This is a genomic window from Pseudomonas sp. microsymbiont 2 (genome assembly GCF_054788395.1).
On sequence record NZ_CM139112.1, the window covers coordinates 4,551,358 to 4,575,504 of the forward strand.

The following is a 24,147-nucleotide window of genomic DNA, read 5'->3' on the forward strand; positions in this document are numbered from 1 at the left end:
GCCCCGCGATGAGGCTGGTAGGTTCACTGCTATTTACCGGAACGCTGGAAGCGCGCCACCTCGACGAACAGATCGGAGTTGGCCGGATCATCCAGGTACGCCAGCACCCGCTCGGCCGGACTGTCGATGAGCACGCCCTCGCCGTTGTCCTCCGGGACCTGGGTCGTGCGCCCGGTCAGTTCTTTCTTCGCCACGGCCTGCTGCACCTGCTCGACATCGAGGTTGTAGACCACCAGTTGCTTGCCGTCGATCACCTCGAAACCGCCGATCAGGAAGTTGCCGCCCAGGCGCTTGGGCACCCCGGCCGAGAGGTACCAGCGATTGCCGTGCCGGGCCACGGTGAAGGCATATTCCTCGGGCGCCTTGCCCTGGGCCCGGGCCACGGCCTTGTAGGTATTGCCCCCGGCGCGGCTGATGGTCAGCTTGAGCGGCTCGCCCCAAGCGTCCTTGCTGCTCCATTGCCCAAGCAGTGCCTTGGGCGCCGGCTGGTTGGCCGGCAACGGCTCGTCGAAGGTCACCAGACAACCGCCCAGCAGGAGGAATGACAAGGTCAACAACACCACACGCCAGGCTTTCATCAGGTTCTCCTTGAAAAATCGTTCGCCACTCAGGCCGAGGCCAGCACCATCTGCAGGTATCGGACAAGGATAGCGAGCATCTGCTCATCGGCCTGCGCATTCGCATCCTTGAGCAGGCCCTGATATTCCATCTGCTCGATTATCGCCGTCAACATCTGGGCATCCTGCTCGGGCTGAGGCGAACCGACCACCTGCAGTATCTGCCGCGCGCCATGCAGCAGGATCTGCTCGTGGGCCTGCACCAGTTCGGCCAGGCGCGGGCACAGCAGCGCCTCCTGGCGGAACGCCTGCTCGGCCATGAGGAAATCGCGGCGGTTGTTCAGCTGGCGCCGGACGTAGTCGGCCAGCATGCGCGCCACTTCGTCGGCCAGGTGCGCCCGGGCCTCGGGGGTGCCGTCGCCCTGGGCCAGCAATTGGCGCAGCACGCCTTCGGTGTTGGCCCACAGCTTGGCCATGTAGGCCGCGCTGCGCTCGACGTACTGGGCGAAGGTGTCGGCCAGCAGGTCCTGGATGTCCTTGAAGTAGTAGGTGGTGGCCGACAGCGGTACATCTGCCTCGGCGGCCACGGCGCGGTGGCGCACGCCGCGCACGCCGTCGCGCACGACGATGCGCATGGCGGCATCGAGGATCTGCTGGCGGCGCTGCTCGCTGCCCTGACGGGCGGTCTTGCGGCCCTGGTATTGCACGCTCTCGGCGACGGCGGTGGCGATGCCGGCGGCGCCTTGGTGGGGCATTGCGGGGGTCACTGTTGGTACCTCATGAACAATGGGTTGCCGGTGCGGGCCTCTTCGCGGGTAAACCCGCTCCCACAGGATATGCGCGTCCTCCTGTGGGAGCGGGTTTACCCGCGAAGAGGCCCGCACTGACAACATAAAGCTTCAGGCATGAAAAAGCCGCCTCGAAAGGCGGCTTGTTCAGTTCGCTCAGGCCTGTGGGCGCATGTGCGGGAACAGGATCACATCGCGGATCGACGGCGAGTTGGTCAGCAGCATCACCAAACGGTCGATGCCGATGCCTTCACCAGCGGTCGGCGGCATGCCGTACTCCAGGGCGCGAACGAAGTCGGCATCGTAGTGCATGGCTTCGTCGTCACCGGCGTCCTTCTCGGCCACCTGGGCCAGGAAGCGCTCGGCCTGGTCTTCGGCGTCGTTGAGCTCGGAGTAGGCGTTGGCGATCTCGCGGCCACCGATGAACAGCTCGAAGCGGTCGGTCACGGCCGGGTTGTCATCGTTGCGACGGGCCAGTGGCGAGACTTCGAACGGGTATTCGGTGATGAAGTGCGGCTGTTCCAGCTTGTGCTCGACCAGCTCTTCGAAAATCATCACCTGCAGCTTGCCCAGGCCTTCGTGGCCGAGCACCTTGGCGCCGGCTTTCTTGGCGATCTCACGGGCACGGTCGACGTCCTGCAGGTCGGCGGCGGTCAGCTCTGGGTTGTACTTGAGGATCGAGTCGAACACCGACAGGCGGGCGAACGGCTCGCCGAAGTGGAATACCTTGTCGCCGTATGGCACATCGGTGGTTCCCAGGACAAGCTGCGCCAGCTCGCGGAACAGTTCCTCGGTGAGGTCCATGTTGTCGCGGTAGTCGGCGTAGGCCTGGTAGAACTCGAGCATGGTGAACTCGGGGTTGTGCCGGGTCGAGACGCCTTCGTTGCGGAAGTTGCGGTTGATCTCGAACACTTTTTCGAAACCACCGACCACCAGGCGCTTGAGGTACAGCTCAGGCGCGATGCGCAGGAACATGGCCATGTCCAGCGCGTTGTGGTGGGTTTCGAACGGCTTGGCCGCGGCGCCGCCCGGGATGGTCTGCAGCATCGGGGTTTCCACTTCGAGGAAGTCGCGCTCGATGAGGAACTTGCGGATGTGCGAGATCACCTGCGAACGCACACGGAAGGTGTGGCGGGTTTCCTCGTTGACCATCAGGTCGACGTAGCGCTGGCGGTAGCGCTGCTCGGTGTCGGTCAGGCCATGGTGCTTGTCCGGCAGCGGGCGCAGCGACTTGGTCAGCAGGCGCACGTCGGTCATCTCGACGTACAGGTCACCCTTGCCGGAGCGGGCCAGGGTGCCTTCGGCGCTGATGATGTCGCCCAGGTCCCAGGTCTTGACCGCAGCCAGGGTTTCTTCCGGCAGGGTCTTGCGGTTGACATAGACCTGGATGCGGCCGGTCATGTCCTGGATGACCATGAACGAGCCACGGTTGAGCATGATGCGACCGGCGACCTTGACCGGGATGGCAGCTGCTTCCAGCTCTTCCTTGGTCTTGTCCGCATACTGCTTCTGCAGGTCGTCGCAGTAGCTGTCGCGGCGGAAGTCGTTGGGGAAGGCATTGCCCTTGGCGCGCTCTGCGGCAAGTTTTTCCTTGCGCAGGGCGATCAGGGCGTTTTCTTCCTGTTGCAGGTCTTGCGCTTCGGTCTTGAGGTCGCTCATGTCGTCATTCTTTCCATCAGGTGTTCGTTGCCCTCGTAGCGGAGGGATCGCGGGGCAAGCCCGCTCCCACAGGCCCGCCACGGCGGAGATGCTTACAGCCCCTGCTTGAGGCTCGCTTCCAGGTACTGGTCGAGATCGCCGTCCAGGACCTTCTGGCAGTCGCTGCGCTCGACGCCGGTGCGCAGGTCCTTGATCCGCGAGTCGTCGAGCACGTAGGAACGGATCTGGTGGCCCCAGCCGATGTCCGACTTGCTGTCTTCCAACGCCTGCGAGGCGGCGTTGCGCTTTTGCATTTCCAGCTCGTACAACTTGGCCCGCAGCATTTTCATGGCGGTGTCCTTGTTGGCGTGCTGGGAGCGTTCGTTCTGGCAGGCCACCACGGTATTGGTCGGCACGTGGGTGATACGCACCGCCGAGTCGGTGGTGTTGACGTGCTGGCCACCGGCACCGGAGGAGCGGTAGGTGTCGATGCGCAGGTCGGACGGGTTGATCTCGATCTCGACCTTGTCGTCGATCTCGGGCGAGACGAACACCGCCGAGAACGAGGTATGGCGACGGGCGCCGGAGTCGAACGGGCTCTTGCGCACCAGGCGGTGCACGCCGATCTCGGTGCGCAGCCAGCCGAAGGCGTACTCGCCCTTGATGTGCACGGTGGCGCCCTTGATGCCGGCGACTTCGCCTTCGGACAGTTCGATGATAGTGGCGTCGAAACCGCGCTTGTCGGCCCAGCGCAGGTACATGCGCAGCAGGATGTTGGCCCAGTCCTGGGCCTCGGTGCCGCCGGAGCCGGCCTGGATGTCCAGGTAGGCGTTGTTCATGTCCATCTCGCCGCTGAACATGCGACGGAACTCGAGCTGGGCCAGTTTTTCTTCCAGGCCTTCCAGCTCGGTCACGACGTCGCCGACGGCGCCTTCGTCATTTTCCTCGACGGCCATGTCGAGCAGGTCCTGGCAATCGGCCAGGCCGTTGGCCAGTTTATCGAGGGTCTCGACCACCTGTGCCAGCATGGCGCGCTCGCGGCCCAGGGCCTGGGCGTACTCGGGCTTGTTCCAGACAGCGGCGTCTTCCAGCTCGCGGTTTACTTCGACCAGACGATCATGTTTGTGATCGTAGTCAAAGATACCCCCGAATGGACTGGGAACGCTCGGTGAGGTCCTTGATGGTGTTCAGGATCGGTTGGATTTCCATGGGCGGGCAGCTCTCGTGCGAATTCGGTGAAAAGCCCGCGAGTATAACCGAGTCTGGGGCCTGGCGGCAGGCCCGCCGAGCAGTCTGGGCGGAATCCTCATAGCGCCGCATCCCTACTGTTGCCGTTGCCGTTGCCGTTGCCGATCAAGAGTTTATCCCCGCAACTCACTAGCGACAGCTGCGTCAGCCCAGGCGCCGCTCGTAACTTCGCGACTTCAGGAGGCCGAACGCAGGCCTTGCGGAGGGAGGTGACGGGCATGGATGCCCGTCAAGCGCTGGGGCCCAGGATGGGCCCTGCAGCGCGGTCCTCCCGGGAGCAAGGCCGGAGTGAGGGAACCCGGAGCGCAGCGGAGGGCCGCATGAATGGAGCGCAGCGTTTTTTGGTTACTTTTTGTCGCGTTTGACAAAAAGTGACCCGCCGTAAGGGCGGAAAGGTGACTATGCGTCGACATCGTAAATGAATGCGCTTACAACTGTAGAAACCCACGTCGATCGCATTTGACTTTGACTTTGACTTTGACTTTGACTTTTAAAGAGTCTGTATTGAAAGTTATATGCGCATTCATTTGCGATGGCGACGCACAGTCACCTTTCCGCCCTTACGGCGGGTCACTTTTTGTCAAACGCGACAAAAAGTAACCAAAAAACGCTGCGCTCCATCATCCGGCCCCTACGCTTCGCTCCGGGGTACCCTCGCTCCGTTCTTGCTCCCGGGAGGACCGCGCTGAACGCCCCATCCTGGGGCGCAGCGCTTGACGGGCATCCATGCCCGTCACCTCCCTCCGCAAGAACTCCGCTCGGCCTCCTGAAGTCGCAATTGCCGGCGCCTGAACTATCGCGCACTTAGAAGCAAGAGCAAAGTTCTTGGAACTTGGAACTTGAAGCTTGAAGCTTGAAGCTTGAAGCTTGAAGCTTGAAATTTAACACTCAGCCCCAAAAAGTCATTTCAATCTTTCGACGAAAAGCCCCCCGCAGGGTTAGTGCAAATCTGAAAGCACTCCCCCCGCGAAAACCCCATCAGGCAATCCCAACCTGATTACGTCCGCTGTTCTTGGCCTGGTACAACCCCTTGTCCGCCGCCGAGATCAGCTGTCGGCAATGGCTGCCAACGCTCGGCGTCAGGGTCGCCAGGCCAATGCTGACCGTCAGGTACGAGGTTGCCTCAGGCATGGTATGGGCGATCTTCAGCCCCATGATGATCTGACGCAGTTTCTCAGCGACCAGCCGGGCGCCACCAGGCGAGGTATTGGGCAACACCAGGGCGAACTCCTCGCCCCCATAGCGCGCCGGCAAGTCAGTGGGACGCGAGCAACTGCCGCGGATGGCCTCGGCCACCTGACGCAAGGCTTCGTCACCCGCCAGGTGACCGAAGCTGTCGTTGAACGCCTTGAAGTAGTCCACATCGATCATCAACAGCGACAACTGCTGCTGCTCACGCATGGCCCGGCGCCATTCCAGCTCCAGGTATTCATCGAAGTGACGGCGGTTGGACAGCCCCGTGAGGCCATCGGAGTTCATCAACCGCTGCAGCATCAGGTTGGTGTCAAGCAACTGCTGCTGGCTCACGCGCAGGGCCCGATAGGCCTCGTCACGCTGCAACAGCGTGAGGTACGAGCGCGAGTGGTAGCGGATACGCGCCACCAGTTCGATGGTGTCGGGCAGCTTCACCAGGTAATCGTTGGCCCCGGCAGCGAACGCCGCGCTCTTGACCAGCGGGTCCTCCTTGGTCGACAGCACGATGATCGGAATGTCCTGGGTCGCCGGATTGTTGCGGTACTCGCGGACCAGCGTCAGGCCATCGAGGCCCGGCATGATCAAGTCCTGCAGGATAACCGTGGGCTTGATGCGCATGGCCTGGGCCACTGCCTGGTGCGGGTCGGCGCAGAAGTGGAAGTCGATGTTCTCTTCGTGGGCCAGCCCACGACGCACCGCCTCGCCGATCATTGCCTGATCGTCTACCAGCAGGACCATCGCCGCACTTTCGTTGATGGTCGTGAAACCTTCGATCGGGAGATCATTCATCCGTAGTCACCAGATCACTGCCGGCCAGGCGGCGTGACTCAATACATATCGTCATTTCGAAAAGATTTCCATCAGTCGCCCGGCGATTCGCTCAAGCGGACGAATTTCCACCGCGGCGTCGATCGCCGCGGCGGCCTTGGGCATGCCGTAGACCGCACTGCTCTGCTGGTCCTGGGCGATGGTCAGAAAGCCCTGCTGGCGCATGAGCTTCAGACCCTGCGCGCCGTCGCGCCCCATGCCGGTGAGCAGCACGCCCACCGCCTCGCCAGACCAGTACCGCGCCACGCTCTCGAAAAACACATCGATCGAAGGCCGGTAGATTTCATTGACAGGTTCCGCAGTGTAGGCCAGCTCGCCATTGCTCAGCAGGCGGATATGGTGATTGGTGCCCGCCAGCAGCACCTGTCCGGGCTGCGGTGGTTCGCCTTCGCGAGCCAGACGAACCGGCAGGCCAGAAGCGCTGCTCAGCCACTCGGCCATGCCGGCGGCAAACACCTGGTCGACATGCTGCACCAGCACGATCGCCGCAGGAAAAGTACGCGGCAGGCCCTTGAGCAATACCTCCAGCGCCGCCGGCCCGCCCGCGGAAGAGCCGATCGCCACCAAGGCGCGGCGCTGCGACACCTCACGCAGGGGAGTGGCGACCGCCCGGGGCGCGCTGGGCCGCTGCTGGCCGATCAGCCAGGCGATGTTGAGGATCTTGCGCAACAGAGGCGCCGCCGCCTCCCGCGCGTCTCCCGCGCCCAGCGCCGGAGTGTCGACCACGTCCAGCGCGCCATGGCCCATGGCCTCGAACACCCGGTTCATGTTCTGCCTGCGGTCGACGGTGACGATGACGATGGCGCATGGCGTCTCGGCCATGATCCGGCGGGTCGCCTCGACCCCATCCATCACCGGCATGATCAGGTCCATCAGGATCAGGTCGGGCGTCTGCTCGGCGCACAAACGCACCGCCTCGGCGCCATTGCCGGCCACCCACACCACCTCGTGCGCCGGCTCGAAGGCCAGCGCACGGCGCAAGGCCTCCACGGCCATGGGCATGTCATTGACAATGGCGATCTTCATCCCTGGGCACCTCCGATCAACTCCACGACGGCGTCCAACAGCGCATCGTCGTGGAAGCTGGCCTTGGCCAGATAATAGTCGGCACCGGCATCCAGTCCACGACGCCGGTCTTCTTCACGATCCTTGTACGACACCACCATTACGGGCAACGACTGCAGACGATGATCGCGGCGCACCAGGGTGACCAGTTCGATGCCGTCCATGCGCGGCATGTCGATGTCGGTGATCAGCAAGTCGAAGTCGTCGCTGCGCAGGGCGTTCCAACCGTCCATGCCATCCACGGCCACCGCCACGTCGTAGCCGCGGTTGCCCAGCAGCTTGCGCTGCAACTCGCGCACCGTGAGCGAGTCGTCTACCACCAGGATGCGCTTGCGCGCCACGCCCTTGCCAGCCCTGCCGCCACGTTCGATGCGCTCCAGACGACCGGTACTGAGCAGCTTGTCCACCGAGCGCAGCAGGTCTTCGACATCAATGATGAGCACCACCGATCCGTCGTCGAGCAATGCCCCGGCAGAAATGTCCTGGACCTTGCCCAGGCGCGGATCGAGTGGCATCACCACCAGCACCCGCTCGCCGATCAGCCGCTCGACAGCCACGCCGTAGAGCTGTTCGCGCTCGCGAATCACCACCACCCGCAGGCTCTGCTCATCACCCTGGGTCGCCGGTCGATTGAGCAACTGACTGGCCGCCACCAGGCCGATATGCCGATCTTCGTGCCAGAAGTGCTGGCGCCCTTCGATCTGCACGATGGTTTCGGCGGGCACATCGAGCGTGCGCTCGATATGCGCCAGCGGAAAGGCGTAAGCCTCTCCACCCACCTCGACCACCAGGCTGCGCACCACCGACAGAGTCAGCGGTACCTCCAGATGGAAGCAGCAGCCCTGCCCTGCCACCTGGGTCAACTCGATCGAGCCGCGCAACTCGCGGACCATGTGCTGCACCGCATCCAGCCCGACACCTCGTCCGGACACCTCGGTGACCGTATCGCGCAGACTGAAGCCGGGCAGGAACAGGAACGTCAGCAGCTCGGCCTCGCTCATCTGTGCCACGGTCTCGGCCGGCGACAAGGCACGCTCGACGATGCTGCGGCGCAAGCGCTCGAGGTCGATGCCGGCACCGTCGTCGGCGAGTTCGAGCACCAGCAGCCCGGCCTGGTGCGAGGCGCGCAGGCGGATCGTGCCTTCGCCGGGCTTGCCGGCGAGCAGACGCTGCTCGGGCAGTTCGATGCCATGATCGACGGCATTGCGCAACAGGTGGGTCAGCGGCGCCTCGAGCTTCTCCAGCACATCGCGATCGACCTGGGTCTTCTCGCCCTCGACGACCAACCGCACCGGCTTGTCCAGCGAGCGCCCAAGGTCGCGCACCATGCGACTCTGCCCGGTGAGCACATCGGCAAACGGACGCATGCGACAGGCCAGCGCGGTGTCATACAACAGTTGCGCGCGCTGGCTGGCCTGCCAGCCGAACTCATCGAGGTCGGCGGCCTGCTGCAACAGAATCTGCTGGGTTTCGGCCAGCAGTTGCTGGGTCTGGGCCAGCGCCGCGAGTACCTCGGCGCCCTGACCGCTGTCCTCCAGCTGGGTCTTGAGTCCATCCAGCGCCCGCATGCCCTGGCCATGCATGCGCTTCAGACGCTGCAACGTCGCCAGGTAGGGCTTCAGGCGCTGAGTCTCCACCAGCGATTTGCTCGACAAGTCGAGCAGGCTGTTCAGGCGATCGGCGGTCACCCGCAGCACCCGCTCGCCGCCTTCTGCGCCGCGCCTGCCAATCTTGCGCTGGGCGACCGATTCGGGGTCCGGCTCGACGACCGGGGCTTCGGCGATGAAGGCCTCGCTCATCACCACTGGCTCGGGCGGTGGCGACACGACCTGGCCTGGCCCGCTCGACGTGACGACGGGCGCAACCTCGGGCAGCGCCGGATCCAGCACCCCTGCCATCTGCGCCAGGAAGGTCGATACGGCAGCTTCGCCGCCCTCGTCGCCCGGCGTGGCGATGCGCATCAACAGATCGGTGCCCTGCAGCAACGCATCGATATGTTCGGGCCGCAGCAGCAAGCGACCTTCCTGCGCCGCCACCAGGCAGTCCTCCATCACATGGGCAACGCTGACGCCCGCATCGATGCCGACGATGCGCGCCGCCCCCTTGAGGGAGTGGGCCGCCCGCATGCAGGCCTCGAGCTGGTCGGGTTGGCCAGGGTTGCGCTCCAGCGCCATCAGTCCAGCACTGAGTACCTGCGTCTGAGCCTCCGCCTCCAGGCTGAACAACTCGAGCAGCGACGCATCGCGCATTTGCTCCGGGGTCATGACAGGCTCCGCTTCACGGCTGACATCAGCTGTTGTTCATCCAGCACTCGCACGCTGCGCCCTCGCCACTGCAGGACCGCGGTGGTGAAGTGCGCCGCGTCACGACCGTTTTCCAGGCCCGCGAGGTCGAGACGATGGATACCGTCGATCTCGTCCACCGGCACCACCACGGGGCCGCCGTCGGCGGCGAGGATCAGCATGCGCGGCATGGCCCGCCCGGTACGCTCGGCAGTGCTCTGGGCCGGCACGCCCAGCAGGTCGACCAGGGACAGGCATGGCACCAGCGCGCCGCGCACGTTGGCGACCCCCTGCAGTACCCGCGAACGCTGGTGCGGCAACGAGTGCGCCGGCTGCAGCGGCGCGATCTCCGCCAGACAGGCGGTGGCCAGGGCCAGCCACTCGTCCCCCAGGCGGAACAGCAGCATGGAACGGCCAACCGCGCGCTCTTCCAGCACCTGGGGCGCGAACTGCTCGTCCTGGACCAGTGCGTAGCGATCCAGCAAGCGCGTGGCCGCCTCGGCATACACCTCGCAATTGCGGCAATGCACATGGCGCTCCAGCAACGGACATTGCTTGTCGCCATGCACGCCGATGCGATTCCAGCAATCATCGATGGGGGCGTCATCATGGGCGATCAGTTGCATATCGTGGCTCATCGTTCAGACTCCCTGCCCGCCCGCGCCGCGCGCTCCTGCAAGCGCCGGGCGCCCGCCTCGTCTCCCTGCGAGGCCAGCAGTGCGGCCAGGTGCACCAGTGCTTCCGGGTGCTGGGGTTCAAGATAGAGCGCCTTGCGGTAATGGGTGATGGCCTGGGCGGCATCGGCCTGCATGTCACAGAGCAAGCCCAGCCAGTAGAAGATCTGCGCCTTGGGCGCGAACTGCCGCAGGTAACGTTCGCAACCCGCCCTGGCCTGCTCGCTGTCACCGGCGTTGGCGTGCCGGGCGATGGCCGCCAGCAACTGCGCCTCGCTGTCCTGCAGGGCAGGTCGCGGAGCCGGAACAGGGTTTGGCCTGGGCGCTCGTGCCGGAAGTGGCGTGATCCGCGGAGGCAGGTTCGACGCCAGCATGCGTGGCGCTGGTACAGGCGCGCTGGGGATGACGGGAGCGATGTCATCCTGGCGAACGTAGGCGAACGACTGCGCGATCCCCAGGGGGCGCATGCCCAGGCGCGCCAGCAGGCTGCCTTCGGCAGGGCCGATGAACAATACGCCCTGGGCATGGGTCAGGTGCTTGAGCACCTCGAATACCCGCTGCTGGGTCGGCACATCGAAGTAGATCAGCAAATTGCGGCAGAACACGAAATCGTACAGCCCCTCGCGCCCTTTGAGCGTTGGGTCGAGCACATTGCCAACCTGAAGGCTGACCTGCTGGCGCACGCGTTCGTCGAGCTGATGAACATCACCGACTTCGCGAAAATGCCGCTCACGAAACGCCAGGTCACTGCCGCGAAACGAATTGCGCCCATAGAGCGCCTGCTCGCCCTTGGCCACCGAGCTTGGACTGACGTCGATGCCATCGATGCGGAACGTCCCTGGAGCAAGCCCACCATCCAGCAGCGCCATGGCGATCGAGTAGGGTTCCTCGCCGGTCGAGCACGGCAGGCTGAGCATGCGCAAGGGCCGCATGCCGGCGAGTTCGGCCAGGCGCTTGTGGGCGAGACCCACCAGTGCGCTGAAGGATTCGGGGTAGCGAAAGAACCAGGTTTCCGGAACGACGACCGCCTCGATCAGTGCCTGCTGCTCGTCGGCCGACTGCTGCAGGCGCAGCCAGTAATCGTCCAGATCAATGGCCTGCGAAGCAGCGCAGCGCTGGCGCAAGGCGCGCTCGACCATGGGCGCGCCAACCGACTCGACATCCAGGCCGATGCGATCCTGCAGGAAACGGAAGAAACGCTGCTCGTTCATGCCGGCACCTGTCCGGGCTCGACGGGATACAACAACTGCCGGACCGCTTCGGGCAACAACTCATCCACCCGGATGCGCTGCAGCAACCCTCGCGCATCCTGGCGCACAGGCCCCAGGTAACGGGCATCGCCGTTGTCCAGACCGTAGGGCTGGAACTCTTCAGGCGCGCAGCGCAGGGTATCGGTGGCCTGCTCCAGGATCAGCCCCAGTTGCAGCTCCGGACGCAGCGGATCAGCGCGGTAATGCACCAGCACCAGGCGGGTGCTGCTGCGCGACGCCGCCGGTACGCCGAAGCTCAGCGCCGAAAGGTCGAGCACCGGCACCAGCTCGCCCCGGTGGGCAAACACGCCGGCCACCCAGGCAGGCGCCTGGGCAATGGGCTTGAGGGTACGCAGCGGCAGCACCTCGATCACTTCGCGCACATCCAGGGCGAAACGCTGGTCGGCGATGCGAAACTGCAGGTACAGCACGCCCTTGTCGGCAGCGCTGCGATCTTCGCGGGGGGCCAGGTCGTTCATCGTGGTCAGACTTTGAACCGCGACACACCGCCTCGCAGCCCGGCGGCCACCTGGCTCAGCTCGTCGATGGCGAAGCTCGCCTGGCGCAATGACTCCACCGTCTGGGTGCTGGCATCGCTGAGCTGGGCCAGGGCCTGGTTGATCTGTTCGGCGCCAGTGGCCTGGGCCTGCATGCCCTCGTTGACCATCAACACCCGTGGCGCCAGCGCCTGGACCTGATGGATGATCTGGCTGAGCTGTTCGCCCACCTGCTGCACCTCGAACATGCCGCGGCGCACTTCCTCGGAGAACTTGTCCATGCCCATCACACCGGCCGAGACCGCCGACTGGATCTCGCGCACCATCTGCTCGATGTCGTAGGTGGCGACAGCGGTCTGATCGGCCAGACGGCGTACCTCGGTGGCGACCACGGCGAAGCCACGGCCGTACTCACCGGCCTTTTCCGCCTCGATGGCGGCATTGAGCGACAACAGGTTGGTCTGGTCGGCGACCTTGACGATGGTGACCACCATCTGGTTGATGTTGCTGGCCTTCTCGTTGAGGATCGCCAGCTTGGCGTTGACCAGGTCGGCCGCGCCCATCACCTGGTGCATGGTTTCCTCCATGCGCGCCAGGCCCTGCTGGCCTGAGCCGGCAAGGCTCGAGGCCTGGTCGGCGGCGCTGGTGACTTCGGTCATGGTGCGCACCAGGTCACGCGAGGTCGCTGCGATCTCCCGCGAGGTCGCGCCGATTTCCGTGGTCGTTGCCGCCGTTTCGGTGGCGGTGGCCTGCTGCTGCTTGGATGTCGCGGCGATCTCGGTGACCGAGGTGGTCACCTGCACCGAGGAGCGCTGGGCCTGGGATACCAGGTTGGCCAGCGATTCGGCCATTTCGTTGAAGCCCCCCTCGATGGCGCCGAACTCGTCCTTGCGGTCGAGGTTCAGGCGCATGCTCAGGTCGCCGGAGCGCAGGCGGTCGAGGGCATGCACGATGCGTTGCATGGGCGCGGTGATCGCCCGCATCAGCAGCAGGCCACAAATACCGGCGGCCACGATCGCCAGCAGCAGCGAGACGATCATGCTGCCCTTGGCGGTGTTCACCGCGCTGACGATCTCGTTGGTGGCGGTGTCGGCGGCTTCGCGGTTGCGTTCGATCACCTGGTTCAAGTGCTGGCGCCCTTCTTTCCAGGCCGGCGTCAGCACTTCGGCGATCAAGCGTTGCGCCTCGGCATAGTTTTTCTGCCGGTAGGTTTCCAGGACCTGATCGACGATCTTGACGTACTCCAGTTCCAGGCGGGTGAAGTCGTCGAAGGCGACCTGATCGTCGGGGTCGCGGATGGTGCCTTGGTAGCTGGCCATGTGCTGCTTGAGGCGATCATCGAAACTCTTGAACAGTTCCATGTCGGCCGTGGTGATTTCGCGGTGGTTGGACAAGCCCACCAGCTGCTGGCTGTTGACGTAGCTGTCGACCCAGGCGCTGCGAATCATCGAGCTGTAGTAGACGCCGGGAATACTGTCGTTGCCCACGTCTTCTTCACTGGACTCGATCGCCACCAGCCGCGAGTAGGCGGCCACGATCATCAGCAGCATGATGGCGATGATCACGGCGAAACTTGCCAGGATCCGTTGGCGCAAGGTCCAGTTCTTCACATTCAGCCCTCAGGAATTCGATACGAGCGGGAAAAATCGCCGAAGTATAGCCCAGGCTTCCCACGCTTTTGCGGCTGAATGCAGGTGGATTCAGGCATCCCTGCCTGTCGGACTGGCCAAATGCCGGTTCATTGACCCGCGGCAAGCCTGACCTGGCTTTCCAGCTCCTGACGCAGGGCCGGGTCCAGGCGCAATTGGCGGGCCAGTTCGTCGAGGTAGGCGCGCTCCATGAAGTTCTCCTGATCGACCATCATCACGCTGGCCAGGTACATCTCGGCGGCCATTTCCGGCGTCTGCGCGGCACGGGCTACCTCGGCCGGATCCAGCGGCTTGTTCAGTTCCGCATGCAACCACTGCTGCAACGCTCGATCACTGTCCAGGCGGGTGAATTCGCCTTCGATCAGGGCCCGCTCGCGTTCGTCGATATGGCCATCGGACTTGGCCGCCGCCACCAGTGCCCGCAACACCGCCTGGCTGTGCTGCTCAGCCTCGGCTGGCGGCAGGCGGTCGAGGGTCTGCGGCTCGCGATTGCCTTCGCCCTGGCGTGCCTGCCAATTGCCGTAGGCCTTGTAGGCCAGCACGCCGAGGGCGGCCAGGCCACCGTAGGTGAGCGCCTTGCCGCCATACTTGCGGGCCTTCTTGTTGCCCAGCAGCAGGCCCATGGCGCCCGCCGCCAAGGCGCCGCCTCCCGCGCCGGACAGCAGGCTGCCCAGACCGCCCGAACCTTTGTCGCCAGCGCCTTTGCCCTGCTGGTTCTGCAACAACGACTGGCCGGTCTTGAGTAGCTGGTCGAGCAGACCGCGAGTATTCATCTGATATGCCTCATGGAAGGTGGAATGTGAGCAGCCTCCAGAGTAGGCCGCCAACCTGAAGCCTCGCTTAACGCATTTGCATCCGGATGTTGCCCATCTGGCGAATTGTTACCGCTGCCAGCGCCTTCTAGTCTGTAGGGGCATCCATGCCCTGAGCCCCGAGGAGAAGCCGCGCATGCAAACCCAAATGCTGATCAACGGTCGCCTGGTCGACGGCGAAGGCCCCGCCTGGACCGTGCTCGACCCGGCCAGCGGCCGCGCGCTGGCGCAGATCAACGAGGCCACCGAAGCCCAGGTCGACGTGGCCGTTCGTGCCGCCGATCAGGCTTTCGACGGCTGGTCGCAGACCTCGCCAAAGGAGCGCTCGAGCGTGCTGCTGGCCATCGCCGATCTTATCGAGGCGCACGGTGAAGTCCTTGCCAGGCTGGAATCGCACAACTGCGGCAAGCCGTACTCCGCAGCGCTCGGCGACGAGATCCCGGCCATCGCCGATGTGTTCCGCTACTTCGCCGGTGCGGCGCGCTGCCTGGGCGGCTCGGCGGCAGGCGAGTACCTGCCCGGGCATACCTCGATGATCCGCCGCGACCCGCTGGGCGTCGTCGCCTCCATCGCGCCGTGGAATTACCCGTTGATGATGCTGGCCTGGAAGATCGCCCCGGCCCTGGCCGCGGGCAACACCGTGGTGATCAAGCCCTCGGAGCTCACCCCGCTGACCGCGCTGCACGTGGGCGAGCTGGTCCGGGACCTGCTGCCGGCCGGCGTGCTCAACATTCTCTTCGGCCGCGGCCAGACTGTCGGCAATGCGCTGATCACCCATGGCAAAGTGCGCATGGTGTCGCTGACCGGCTCGATTGCCACCGGCGCGCGTATCATCGCGGACACCGCCGACAGCGTGAAGCGCATGCACATGGAACTGGGCGGCAAGGCGCCGGTGATCGTGTTCGACGATGCCGACATCGACGCGGCCATCGCGGGCATCCGCACCTTCGGCTTCTACAACGCGGGCCAGGACTGCACCGCCGCCTGTCGGCTGTACGTGCAGGACGGCATCTACGAGCGCTTCGTCGACCGCCTGGGCGAAGCGGTGGCCAGCATCAAGCCGGGCCTGCCGCATGACTCGGAGACCGAACTCGGCCCGCTGATCAGCGCCCTGCACCGGGACAAGGTCGCCGGCATGGTGCAGCGCGCCATCGAGCAGCCGCACATGCGCCTGGTCACAGGCGGCAAGGCCCTGCCCGGTGACGGTTTCTTCTTCGAGCCCACCGTGCTGGCGGACGCGCTGCAAGACGACGAAATAGTCCGCCACGAAGTATTCGGCCCGGTGGTTTCGGTGACCCGCTTCCACGACGAGGCTCAGGCGTTGGCCTGGGCCAACGATTCCGAATACGGCCTGGCATCTTCCGTCTGGACCCGCGACAACGGTCGCGCCCATCGCCTTGCCGCCCGTTTGCAGTACGGCTGCACCTGGGTCAACACCCACTTCATGCTGGTCAGCGAAATGCCCCATGGCGGGCAGAAGCGATCGGGCTATGGCAAGGACATGTCGATGTATGGGCTGGAAGACTACACCTGCGTGCGGCATGTGATGTTCAAGCATTGAACAGCCTGCGGCTGGATCCGGCCCTCCACGCCAGCGTGACGGCCAAGGCCAAGCTGGCGCAGAGGAGCATCAACCAGTGGGTCAGCCAGGCCGCCTACGGCTGAATCAATCGCGCAGGTTCGACTCGTGGATCGGATTGGCCCGGCTGGTGGCGCGCTGATACTGCGCAGGCCAAGTGGCCTTGTTGCCCCCCAGGTCGTCATCGGCGTGCAGCGGCCAGTACGGGTCGCGCAGCAGCTCCCGGGCAAGGAAGATGACATCTGCCTGGCCGGTGCGCAGGATGTGCTCGGCCTGGGCGGGTTCGGTGATCATGCCGACGGTGCCGGTGGCGATTTCCGATTCCTTGCGCACCCGTTCGGCGAAGCGGGTCTGGTAACCGGGGCCGGTGGGGATTTCGGCGTTCACCGAGGTGCCGCCCGACGAGACATCGATCAGGTCCACGCCCATCGCCCGCAAGCGGCGCGCCAGCTCGACGGTCTCATCCGGGTTCCAGCCATCCTCGACCCAGTCGGTAGCCGACACCCTGACGAACAGCGGCAGCTCTTGTGGCCAAACCTTGCGTACCGCCTCGGTGACTTGCAGGGTCAGGCGGATGCGGTTCTCGAAGCTGCTGCCGTATTCATCGCGGCGCTGGTTGCTGAGCGGGGAAAGGAACTGGTGCAGCAGATAGCCGTGGGCCGCATGGATCTCCACCACCTTGAAGCCGGCCTTCACGGCCCGTTCGGTGGCGGCGACGAACGCGTCGACGATGCCCTGGATCTCGTCCTTGCTCAGCTCACGAGGGGCGGTGTGCTGTGGATCGAAGGCGATCTTCGACGGGCCGACTGGCTGCCAGCCGCCGTCTTCGGGCTTGACGCTGCCGTGCTTGCCCAGCCAGGGCCGGTAGGTACTGGCCTTGCGTCCGGCGTGCGCCAGCTGGATGCCCGGCACCGCGCCCTGGGCGGTGATGAAGCGGGTGATGCGTTGCAAGGCGGAGATCTGGGCGTCGTCCCACAAACCGAGGTCTTCGGCGGTGATGCGACCGTCGGCGGTGACCGCGACGGCCTCCGTGATCACCAGGCCGGCGCCGCCGACGGCGCGGCTGCCCAGGTGGACCAGGTGCCAGTCATTGGCCAGGCCATCCACGGCGGAGTACTGGCACATCGGGGAAACGGCGATGCGGTTGGGCAGGGTCAGCTGACGCAGGGTGTACGGCTCGAGCAGCAGGCTCATGGGGCACCTCCCGGGGACTCCAATGGTTTTCCGGTCCGGGCACTCGTTGTGGGGGGTGGGCTCGGATACGGTTTTTTTAGACTAGACCATTGGGGGGCTTCGGCTTCGGCTTCGGCTTCGGCTTCGGCTTCGGCTTCGGCTTCGGCTTCGGCTTCGGCTTCGGCTTCGGCTTCGAGAGTGTGGGTTTTGATAGTTGTATGCGCATTCATTGGCGATGGTGACGCATAGTCACCTTTCCGCCCTTACGGCGGGTCACTTTTTGTCAAACGCGACAAAAAGTAACCAAAAAACGCTGCGCTCCATCATACGGCCCCTACGCTTCGCTCCGGGGTTCCCTCGCTCCGTTCTTGCTCCCGGGAGGACCGCGCTGAACGCCCCATCCTGGGGCGCAGCGCTTGACGGGCATCCATGCCCGTCACCTCCCTTCGCAAGAACTCCGCTCGGCCTCCTGAAGTCGCAATTGGCGGCGCCTGAACTACCGCGCGCTTAGAAGCAAGAGCAAGAGCAGAAACTTTAAATTAGCTCTTGGCAGTTATTTATATATTGGTTGTTCTGGCCCTTTCGCGGGCAAGCCCGCTCCCACAGGAGAGTGGTGTAAGTTGAAAATGTGCATAACCCTGTGGGAGCGGGTTTACCCGCGAATACGGATCTGAGATCACACAGTTGCAACTAGCGTCAGCTGCGCCAGCCCAGTCGCCGCCTGTAACTTCGCGACTTCAGGAGGCCGAACGCAGGACTTGCGGAGGGAGGTGACGGGCATGGATGCCCGTCAAGCGCTGCGGCCCAGGATGGGCCGTTCAGCGCGGTCCTCCCGGGAGCAAGGCCGGAGTGAGGGAACCCGGAGCGTAGCGTAGGGCCGGATGAATGGAGCGCAGCGTTTTTTGGTTACTTTTTGTCGCGTTTGACAAAAAGTGACCCGCCGTAAGGGCGGAAAGGTGACTATGCGTCGACATCACAAATGAATGCGCATACAACGCTCAAAACAGCCACCAACCAATTAACCAATCAACTAATTAACCAAAACCAGATCACCGCGCCTCCATATGCGCAATCATCAACTGCACACTCTCATTGCCCCGAAACTCATTCACATCCAGCTTGTAAGCCAACTCCACCCAGCGCACAGTCGGATTGGGCCAAACCTCCCGGTCGACCCCAAAGGCAATCCCATCCAACCGCACCGTCCCACATTCGCTCTTGAGCACGACCTTCAGATGCCTCTCCCCCACGACCCGCTGCTCGACCAGCTGGAACACCCCGTGGAACAACGGCTCGGGAAAGTGCTGCCCCCAAGGTCCGGCATTGCGCAAGGCCCGCGCCAGGTCCAGGTGAAACTCCTCGACCGCCAGGGAGCCATCCGACAGCAATCGCCCGGTCAGGTCCTCTTCACGCAACTGCCGCCGGACCTCCTCATCGAAGGCCTCGGCGAACGCCGGAAAATGCTCGGCCGGCAACGACAGCCCAGCGGCCATGGCATGCCCGCCAAACTTGCTGATCAACGCCGGATGCCGTGCCGCCACCGCGTCCAACGCATCGCGAATATGGAACCCCGCCACCGAGCGCGCCGAGCCCTTGAGCATGCCCTCCCCCGCATCGGCGAAAGCGATGGTCGGGCGGTGGTAGCGCTCCTTCAGGCGCGAGGCAAGAATACCGATCACCCCCTGGTGCCAGTCAGCATCGAACAGGCACAGGCCATAGGGCATGGACTCGACCGGCAGGTCCTTGAGCTGCGCCAGCGCCTCGCGCTGCATGCCCTGCTCGATTGACTTGCGGTCCTGGTTCAAGCCGTCCAGCTGCTGGGCCATGTCCAGCGCCAGGGCGGCGTCATCGCACAGCAGGCATTCGATGCCCAGGCTCATGTCGTCCAGGCGCCCGGCGGCATTGAGCCGGGGACCGAGGATGAAGCCCAGGTCAGTGGAGGTGATGCGTCGATGATCACGCCGCGCCACCTCGAGGATGGCCTTGAGCCCGGGACGGGCGCGGCCGGCGCGGATGCGCTCCAGCCCCTGGTGTACCAGGATGCGGTTGTTGGCATCCAGCGGTACCACGTCGGCGACACTACCGAGCGCCACCAGGTCGAGCAGCTCGCCGATGTTCGGCTGCGGTTGCGCCTCGTAGCGCCCCAGGCTGCGCAGACGCGCACGCAGGGCCATCAGCACATAGAAAATGACGCCGACGCCCGCCAACGACTTGCTGGGGAAGAGGCAGCCCGGCTGGTTCGGATTGACGATGGCATCCGCCTGCGGCAGCTGCTCACCAGGCAAGTGGTGGTCGGTGACCAGCACCTTGAGCCCCGCGGCCTTGGCTGCCGCCACGCCCTCGACGCTGGAGATGCCGTTGTCCACGGTGATCAGCAGTTGCGGCTGGCGTTGCAAGGCGACCGCGACGATCTCCGGGGTCAGGCCATAGCCATACTCGAAACGGTTGGGCACCAGATAGTCGACATGCGCAGCCCCCAGCAACCGCAGCCCCAGCACGCCGACGGTACTGGCCGTGGCACCGTCGGCGTCGAAGTCACCGACGATCAGGATGCGCTGGCGCTGGTCGAGGGCCTCGACCAGCAGGTCCACCGCCGCGTCGATCCCCTTGAGCTGCTGGTACGGCAGCAACCGCGCCAGGCTCTTGTCCAGCTCTACCTCGGACTGCACGCCACGGGCGGCGTACAGACGGGTCAGCAAGGGTGGCAGGTTGCCCAGCAATGGCAAGGGCGATGGCAGGGGACGGGGTTCGATGCGCATGGGGTCTTCGGTATTCAGGTAGGGATAGGTCAGCCGCGCTCGCCGAGCAGCCACTCCAGTTGCACTTCGTGCTGGCCGCGGTCGTCGGTGACGAACACGGTGCCCTCGCTGATCATCACGTCCCACTTGATGGTGCGTGGCATGTCGGTGGCCAGCGTCTCCAGCACCTCCTGCGGCACGGCGGCAATGCTCAGGTTCTTCAGACCCTTGACCGCATCGACCACCTTGTTCTGCCATACACGCAGGCTGCCATAGGCCAGCAGGCTGGTGCGCTCGGTCCGGCGCGAACACCAGGTCAGACGCTCGGCGTCGGGCTGGCCGACTTCGATCCAGTGCAAGATGCGGTCGTCCAGGCTCTTTTCCCACAAGGCCGCTTCATCGACATCCGACAGGCCCCGACCGAACGACAGGTTCTCGTTGTACCAGAGCGCGTAGGCCAGCAGGCGCACGGCCATGCGCTCCTCGGTCTCGGAAGGGTGACGGGCGATGGTCTGGCGTACGCTTTCGTACACGCCGCGATCGAGGTCGGTGAGATTCAGTTCGAACTTGTAGGTGGTGGACGGCTGGGCCATGGGCGCTGGGCTTCGTGAAAGAGAAAGTCGCACAGTCTACCCGATCCGACACCCTCGCGGCGCACGCCCGCTCCCAACCATGCTCCGCGAAGGGCCAAACACCGATGTACCTGCCGCAGCCGAGCTGTGATACAACCTCCGCTCCACGCCATTCGCCACGGATGCCCCATGCCAACGCCCAGCAAACCCCTCGCCGGCCTGAAAGTCATCGAACTCGGCACGCTGATCGCCGGCCCGTTCGCCTCACGCATCTGCGCCGAGTTCGGCGCCGAGGTGATCAAGGTCGAGTCGCCCGATGGCGGGGATCCGCTGCGCAAGTGGCGCAAGCTGTACGAAGGCACGTCGCTGTGGTGGTTCGTGCAAGCGCGCAACAAGCAGTCGCTCACCCTCAACCTCAAGCATCCGGAAGGCCGTGACGTGCTCCTGCGCCTGCTCGCCGAAGCCGACATCCTGATCGAGAACTTCCGTCCCGGCGTGCTGGAAAAGCTCGACCTGGGCTGGGATGTGTTGCACGCACTCAATCCGCGCCTGGTGATGGTGCGCCTGTCGGGCTTTGGCCAGACCGGCCCGATGAAAGAGCAACCCGGTTTCGGCGCAGTAGGCGAGTCCATGGGCGGCCTGCGCTATATCACCGGTTTCGAGGATCGCCCGCCGGTGCGTACCGGCATCTCCATCGGCGACTCCATTGCCGCCCTGTGGGGGGTGATCGGCGCGCTGATGGCCCTGCGCCATCGCGAAGTGAACGGCGGCCAGGGCCAGGTGGTGGACGTGGCGCTGTACGAAGCGATCTTCGCCATGATGGAAAGCATGGTCCCGGAGTTCGACGTGTTCGGTTTCATCCGCGAGCGCACCGGCAATATCATGCCGGGTATCACCCCCTCCTCCATCCACACCACCGCCGATGGCCGCCATGTGCAGATCGGTGCCAATGGCGACGCGATCTTCAAGCGCTTCATGCAGGCCATTGGCCGCGACGACCTGGCGAACGACCCGGCACTGGCCAGCAATGATGGCCGCGATGCCCGCCGCGACGAACTGTACGGCGTGATCGACCGCTGGGCCAACGCCCTGCCGCTGAGCCAGGTGATGCAGACGCTCAACGACGCCGAGGTACCGGCCAGCCGGATCTATTCGGCCGAAGACATGTTCAGCGACCCGCAATTCCTCGCCCGCGAGATGTTCCTCCAAGCGCGCCTGCCGGACGGCAAGCCGTTCAAGATGCCGGGTATCGTCCCCAAGCTCTCGGAAACACCGGGCTCCAGCGAATGGGTCGGGCCGGCTCTGGGCGAGCATACCGACAGGGTGCTCGCCAACCTGGGCTACGACGAGGCCGCCATCGCCCGCCTGCGCGCGGCCGGCACGGTCTGATCCCGCGGCCCCATGGGTATCACGATCACACGCCTGCCCGCCTTGCTCTGCCTGCTGCTCCTGCTGACGGGACAAACGGTCGCCGCCAAGGAGCGCCTACTGTGGCTGGTGCGCGACCTGCCGCCATTCACCATTTTCGAAGGCCCGGAAAAGGGCCTGGGTGTGGTCGATCAATTGCTGCCCCTGCTCATCGCCCAGATGCCCGAATACGATCACAGCATCGTCCGGGTCAACCGCGCCCGAGGCATCCAGATGCTCCAGGAGCAAAGCTTCACCTGTGACCCAACCTTGCTGTGGACGCCAGAACGGGCCAGGTACGTGCACTTTTCCGCCCCCTCGCTGGGCGTGCTCAGCAGCGGTCTGGTGGTACGCAGGCAAGACGAGGGGCTATTGGCACCCTTCCTTGACGGACAACAGGTGGACCTCGAACGGTTGCTGGCCCAGACCCGCCTGAAACTGGGCATCGTCGCCGAACGCAGCTACAGCATGCAGGTCGACGAGATCCTGCGCCAGTTGCCGGACAGCGCATTCAGCCGCCACTACGGCAACGACGCCACCGCGAGCCTGCTGCAAATGCAGAAACTAGGACGCTTGCAGCTGGTACTCGGGTACTGGCCGGAAATCCGCTATCTGATCCAGCATCAAGGCGGCTCACCGGAAGACTACAGTTTTCATCCCATCCGCAACGTCAACCGCTACCAATTCCTGCACATCGGCTGTTCGGACACGACGCTGGGGCGCGAGGCCATCGCCCATATCGACCAGTTGCTGCCCGACCTGCGCCGCGAGCCGCTACCGCGCCTGTACGCGCATTGGCTGGACCCGCAATTGCAGGACGACTACCTGGAGCAGGCCCGTCACTTCTTCGAACAGCCCGAACCGGCCCTGCCGTAGCGCACAAAAAAAGAAACCCCGGCCGCTGGGGAATGGCGACCGGGGTCAAGCGAAAGTCCGGGGACTTGCGGTGACAGCCTGACGGGAATGCCGGAGCGAAGCACGCCAGCCTGCTGTCTCGAAGGATCTGATCAGCCGCCTCGGGCAAAGGTTCCCTGCGGTTGTCGCGCGTGTTGCATCGCGGCGATCACGCAGGGTTGCAAGCGCCCTTCCATGATCTGCAGGTCGCGGTGCAGGCCGTCCACCAGGTCGACCAGCAACTGCCGCTCGGCCAACTGCCGCGCGGGGATCTTGCGCCGCAGCGCCATCTCGCCGCGCTCGTCATACAGCGTCAGCTGGCGATTGCCGTCGTCATCGGTCACACCCAGTTCGGCCCGGTAAGGGGTCAAGGCATCGTTGAGCAGTCTGCAGATTCTTTCCATCCGGATCACTCTGGCTTGTGGACATATCGGAACTGACCGTCAGCCTGGAGGGAAAGTTCGTCCAGCTGGCCGGTTCACCGAGCATGCGCGGCGGACATGACAGTTTCGATAGCCTGGCAGGTGCAGTTGTCGGCCCGTGGCGCCAGGCACTGGAGTGCGCGTCCCAGCGCCGTGGTCAGTCGGCTCCAGGGCACGTCGAACAGCACCGGCAAACCGTGTCGGCGCGCCTCGCGCGCCAGATCCGGGCACTTCTCCCCCGCCTGACCGACGAACAACAGCGCCCGTGGCGATATACCGGATGAGAGCTGCTCGAACAAAGGCTCGGCACTGCCCCGTGGCATGCCGTGATCGAGTATCAGCAGATCTATCGGCAGCCCACGACAAAGGGCAACGAGGATATCCGACGGCTCCTCGACCAGCCTTACGCTGTAGATACCTTGGGCGTTGAGCGCCTGGTGCAGGAGTATCTGGTGGAAGGGGCGGGGCTGATGGATAAGGACACTGAGCCTGTGCATTGGCCTTTCCTCGGGCGATGTAGCGTGAGAGCGAGGCGACCACTTTAGTAGGGCGACAGCAGCGGCTGTATAGGAAAAGTCCGAAAGCAGGTGCGAAGTCACTGTGCTGTAGCGCAACGCCTGCATCAATCTGCGCCAGGTTGAGGAATCCGAGCAAGACAGTTGCTCTCTCAGCTACCGCGCTGACCTCAAGCCATGTGCTGCTCCTGTGGGAGCGGGTTCACCCGCGAAGCAAGCGACGCGGCACCTGGCACCGGCTACGCCGGTGTTCGCGGCTAAAGCCGCTCCCACAGGGATCGCAATGACCTCAAGCCTTGCGCAATTCCTGTAGGAGCGGGTTACCCGCGAAGCAGCCTCCGTGGTGCCGGCACCGGGACAGCAAC

At 64.5% G+C, this 24,147-nt stretch carries 20 protein-coding genes and 1 pseudogene; 4 read left to right on the top strand and 17 right to left on the bottom strand.

What is annotated here, in order from left to right:
- Positions 1 to 29 precede the first annotated feature (29 nt).
- From ACYUME_RS20565 to ACYUME_RS20620, 12 genes are all read right to left on the bottom strand, one after another.
- Positions 30 to 578: a LolA-like protein gene (locus ACYUME_RS20565; RefSeq protein ID WP_460416586.1), complete on the bottom strand. Its 549-nt coding sequence runs from the start codon at positions 576 to 578 to the stop codon at positions 30 to 32.
- A 29-nt stretch (positions 579 to 607) separates the two neighbouring features.
- Positions 608 to 1,312 carry a TetR/AcrR family transcriptional regulator gene (locus ACYUME_RS20570; RefSeq protein WP_279888219.1) on the bottom strand — a complete coding sequence of 235 codons (705 nt, stop codon included), beginning with the start codon at positions 1,310 to 1,312 and terminating at the stop codon, positions 608 to 610.
- A gap of 189 nt (positions 1,313 to 1,501) precedes the next feature.
- The gene (lysS, locus tag ACYUME_RS20575; RefSeq protein ID WP_279888218.1) at positions 1,502 to 3,004 is read right to left on the bottom strand and encodes a lysine--tRNA ligase; all 1,503 of its coding nucleotides are present in this window, start codon (positions 3,002 to 3,004) and stop codon (positions 1,502 to 1,504) included.
- A gap of 92 nt (positions 3,005 to 3,096) precedes the next feature.
- Positions 3,097 to 4,192, bottom strand: a protein-coding gene (gene prfB / locus ACYUME_RS20580; RefSeq protein ID WP_460416588.1) for a peptide chain release factor 2 whose coding sequence is annotated in 2 segments (ribosomal slippage) — positions 3,097 to 4,119 and positions 4,121 to 4,192 — 1,095 coding nt in all. Because the reading frame shifts where the segments join, the coding sequence is not laid out codon by codon here.
- A gap of 1,017 nt (positions 4,193 to 5,209) precedes the next feature.
- A complete protein-coding gene (locus ACYUME_RS20585; protein ID WP_460416590.1) occupies positions 5,210 to 6,214 on the bottom strand; it encodes a diguanylate cyclase in 1,005 nt (334 codons plus the stop codon).
- 51 nt (positions 6,215 to 6,265) lie between these two features.
- Positions 6,266 to 7,279, bottom strand: a complete 1,014-nt coding sequence (cheB, locus tag ACYUME_RS20590) for a chemotaxis-specific protein-glutamate methyltransferase CheB (RefSeq protein WP_460416591.1) — start codon at positions 7,277 to 7,279, stop codon at positions 6,266 to 6,268.
- Positions 7,276 to 9,582, bottom strand: coding sequence for a response regulator (locus tag ACYUME_RS20595; RefSeq protein WP_460416592.1), 2,307 nt, complete (start codon positions 9,580 to 9,582; stop codon positions 7,276 to 7,278). The genes cheB and ACYUME_RS20595 overlap by 4 nt, the downstream gene beginning before the upstream one ends.
- Entirely contained in the window at positions 9,579 to 10,226 is a 648-nt protein-coding gene (locus ACYUME_RS20600; RefSeq protein ID WP_460419407.1) for a chemotaxis protein CheW, read from the bottom strand. The genes ACYUME_RS20595 and ACYUME_RS20600 overlap by 4 nt, the downstream gene beginning before the upstream one ends.
- 8 nt (positions 10,227 to 10,234) lie before the next feature.
- Complete coding sequence (locus tag ACYUME_RS20605) at positions 10,235 to 11,485, bottom strand: CheR family methyltransferase (RefSeq protein WP_460416593.1); 1,251 nt, start codon at positions 11,483 to 11,485, stop codon at positions 10,235 to 10,237.
- Positions 11,482 to 12,003, bottom strand: a complete 522-nt coding sequence (locus ACYUME_RS20610) for a chemotaxis protein CheW (RefSeq protein ID WP_460416595.1) — start codon at positions 12,001 to 12,003, stop codon at positions 11,482 to 11,484. The genes ACYUME_RS20605 and ACYUME_RS20610 overlap by 4 nt, the downstream gene beginning before the upstream one ends.
- Before the next feature lie 5 nt (positions 12,004 to 12,008).
- Complete coding sequence (locus tag ACYUME_RS20615; protein ID WP_460416596.1) at positions 12,009 to 13,631, bottom strand: methyl-accepting chemotaxis protein; 1,623 nt, start codon at positions 13,629 to 13,631, stop codon at positions 12,009 to 12,011.
- A gap of 128 nt (positions 13,632 to 13,759) precedes the next feature.
- A complete protein-coding gene (locus ACYUME_RS20620) occupies positions 13,760 to 14,443 on the bottom strand; it encodes a tellurite resistance TerB family protein (protein ID WP_460416598.1) in 684 nt (227 codons plus the stop codon).
- 175 nt (positions 14,444 to 14,618) lie between these two features.
- Between ACYUME_RS20620 and ACYUME_RS20625 the strand changes: the two genes are divergently transcribed.
- Both ACYUME_RS20625 and ACYUME_RS20630 read left to right on the top strand, forming a co-directional pair.
- Entirely contained in the window at positions 14,619 to 16,043 is a 1,425-nt protein-coding gene (locus ACYUME_RS20625; RefSeq protein WP_460416599.1) for a gamma-aminobutyraldehyde dehydrogenase, read from the top strand.
- 2 nt (positions 16,044 to 16,045) lie between these two features.
- A pseudogene (locus ACYUME_RS20630) lies at positions 16,046 to 16,147 on the top strand (toxin-antitoxin system HicB family antitoxin); the annotation flags it as partial.
- A gap of 1 nt (position 16,148) precedes the next feature.
- Here ACYUME_RS20630 and ACYUME_RS20635 read toward each other — a convergent pair.
- The 3 genes from ACYUME_RS20635 to ACYUME_RS20645 all read right to left on the bottom strand — a co-directional run bounded on the left by ACYUME_RS20635 (position 16,149) and on the right by ACYUME_RS20645 (position 20,565).
- Complete coding sequence (locus ACYUME_RS20635; protein WP_460416601.1) at positions 16,149 to 17,255, bottom strand: NADH:flavin oxidoreductase/NADH oxidase; 1,107 nt, start codon at positions 17,253 to 17,255, stop codon at positions 16,149 to 16,151.
- Between the two features lie 1,028 nt (positions 17,256 to 18,283).
- Positions 18,284 to 19,993, bottom strand: coding sequence for a single-stranded-DNA-specific exonuclease RecJ (gene recJ / locus ACYUME_RS20640; RefSeq protein WP_460416602.1), 1,710 nt, complete (start codon positions 19,991 to 19,993; stop codon positions 18,284 to 18,286).
- A 29-nt stretch (positions 19,994 to 20,022) separates the two neighbouring features.
- Positions 20,023 to 20,565 carry a YaeQ family protein gene (locus ACYUME_RS20645; RefSeq protein ID WP_279886280.1) on the bottom strand — a complete coding sequence of 181 codons (543 nt, stop codon included), beginning with the start codon at positions 20,563 to 20,565 and terminating at the stop codon, positions 20,023 to 20,025.
- 168 nt (positions 20,566 to 20,733) lie between these two features.
- Between ACYUME_RS20645 and ACYUME_RS20650 the strand changes: the two genes are divergently transcribed.
- Both ACYUME_RS20650 and ACYUME_RS20655 read left to right on the top strand, forming a co-directional pair.
- Positions 20,734 to 21,933: a CaiB/BaiF CoA transferase family protein gene (locus ACYUME_RS20650; RefSeq protein WP_460416603.1), complete on the top strand. Its 1,200-nt coding sequence runs from the start codon at positions 20,734 to 20,736 to the stop codon at positions 21,931 to 21,933.
- A gap of 12 nt (positions 21,934 to 21,945) precedes the next feature.
- Positions 21,946 to 22,827 (top strand): TIGR02285 family protein, encoded by an 882-nt coding sequence (locus ACYUME_RS20655; RefSeq protein WP_460416604.1) that lies wholly within the window; start codon positions 21,946 to 21,948, stop codon positions 22,825 to 22,827.
- 131 nt (positions 22,828 to 22,958) lie between these two features.
- On the opposite strand, the gene ACYUME_RS20660 is transcribed toward ACYUME_RS20655, so the two are convergent.
- On the bottom strand, positions 22,959 to 23,249 hold the full coding sequence (locus tag ACYUME_RS20660) for a DUF3509 domain-containing protein (RefSeq protein WP_460416605.1): 291 nt from the start codon (positions 23,247 to 23,249) through the stop codon (positions 22,959 to 22,961).
- A 74-nt stretch (positions 23,250 to 23,323) separates the two neighbouring features.
- A complete protein-coding gene (locus ACYUME_RS20665) occupies positions 23,324 to 23,764 on the bottom strand; it encodes a histidine kinase (RefSeq protein WP_460416607.1) in 441 nt (146 codons plus the stop codon).
- Positions 23,765 to 24,147 lie beyond the last annotated feature (383 nt).

What these genes read in the sequence shown, in the direction of transcription:
- ACYUME_RS20565 (WP_460416586.1), bottom strand. Translation starts at nt 578, where the DNA reads ATGAAAGCCTGGCGTGTGGTGTTGTTGACCTTGTCATTCCTCCTGCTG.
- ACYUME_RS20570 (WP_279888219.1), bottom strand. Translation starts at nt 1,312, where the DNA reads ATGCCCCACCAAGGCGCCGCCGGCATCGCCACCGCCGTCGCCGAGAGC.
- lysS (WP_279888218.1), bottom strand. Translation starts at nt 3,004, where the DNA reads ATGAGCGACCTCAAGACCGAAGCGCAAGACCTGCAACAGGAAGAAAAC.
- ACYUME_RS20585 (WP_460416590.1), bottom strand. Translation starts at nt 6,214, where the DNA reads ATGAATGATCTCCCGATCGAAGGTTTCACGACCATCAACGAAAGTGCG.
- cheB (WP_460416591.1), bottom strand. Translation starts at nt 7,279, where the DNA reads ATGAAGATCGCCATTGTCAATGACATGCCCATGGCCGTGGAGGCCTTG.
- ACYUME_RS20595 (WP_460416592.1), bottom strand. Translation starts at nt 9,582, where the DNA reads ATGACCCCGGAGCAAATGCGCGATGCGTCGCTGCTCGAGTTGTTCAGC.
- ACYUME_RS20600 (WP_460419407.1), bottom strand. Translation starts at nt 10,226, where the DNA reads ATGCAACTGATCGCCCATGATGACGCCCCCATCGATGATTGCTGGAAT.
- ACYUME_RS20605 (WP_460416593.1), bottom strand. Translation starts at nt 11,485, where the DNA reads ATGAACGAGCAGCGTTTCTTCCGTTTCCTGCAGGATCGCATCGGCCTG.
- ACYUME_RS20610 (WP_460416595.1), bottom strand. Translation starts at nt 12,003, where the DNA reads ATGAACGACCTGGCCCCCCGCGAAGATCGCAGCGCTGCCGACAAGGGC.
- ACYUME_RS20620 (WP_460416598.1), bottom strand. Translation starts at nt 14,443, where the DNA reads ATGAATACTCGCGGTCTGCTCGACCAGCTACTCAAGACCGGCCAGTCG.
- ACYUME_RS20625 (WP_460416599.1), top strand. Translation starts at nt 14,619, where the DNA reads ATGCAAACCCAAATGCTGATCAACGGTCGCCTGGTCGACGGCGAAGGC.
- ACYUME_RS20635 (WP_460416601.1), bottom strand. Translation starts at nt 17,255, where the DNA reads ATGAGCCTGCTGCTCGAGCCGTACACCCTGCGTCAGCTGACCCTGCCC.
- recJ (WP_460416602.1), bottom strand. Translation starts at nt 19,993, where the DNA reads ATGCGCATCGAACCCCGTCCCCTGCCATCGCCCTTGCCATTGCTGGGC.
- ACYUME_RS20645 (WP_279886280.1), bottom strand. Translation starts at nt 20,565, where the DNA reads ATGGCCCAGCCGTCCACCACCTACAAGTTCGAACTGAATCTCACCGAC.
- ACYUME_RS20650 (WP_460416603.1), top strand. Translation starts at nt 20,734, where the DNA reads ATGCCAACGCCCAGCAAACCCCTCGCCGGCCTGAAAGTCATCGAACTC.
- ACYUME_RS20655 (WP_460416604.1), top strand. Translation starts at nt 21,946, where the DNA reads ATGGGTATCACGATCACACGCCTGCCCGCCTTGCTCTGCCTGCTGCTC.
- ACYUME_RS20660 (WP_460416605.1), bottom strand. Translation starts at nt 23,249, where the DNA reads ATGGAAAGAATCTGCAGACTGCTCAACGATGCCTTGACCCCTTACCGG.
- ACYUME_RS20665 (WP_460416607.1), bottom strand. Translation starts at nt 23,764, where the DNA reads ATGCACAGGCTCAGTGTCCTTATCCATCAGCCCCGCCCCTTCCACCAG.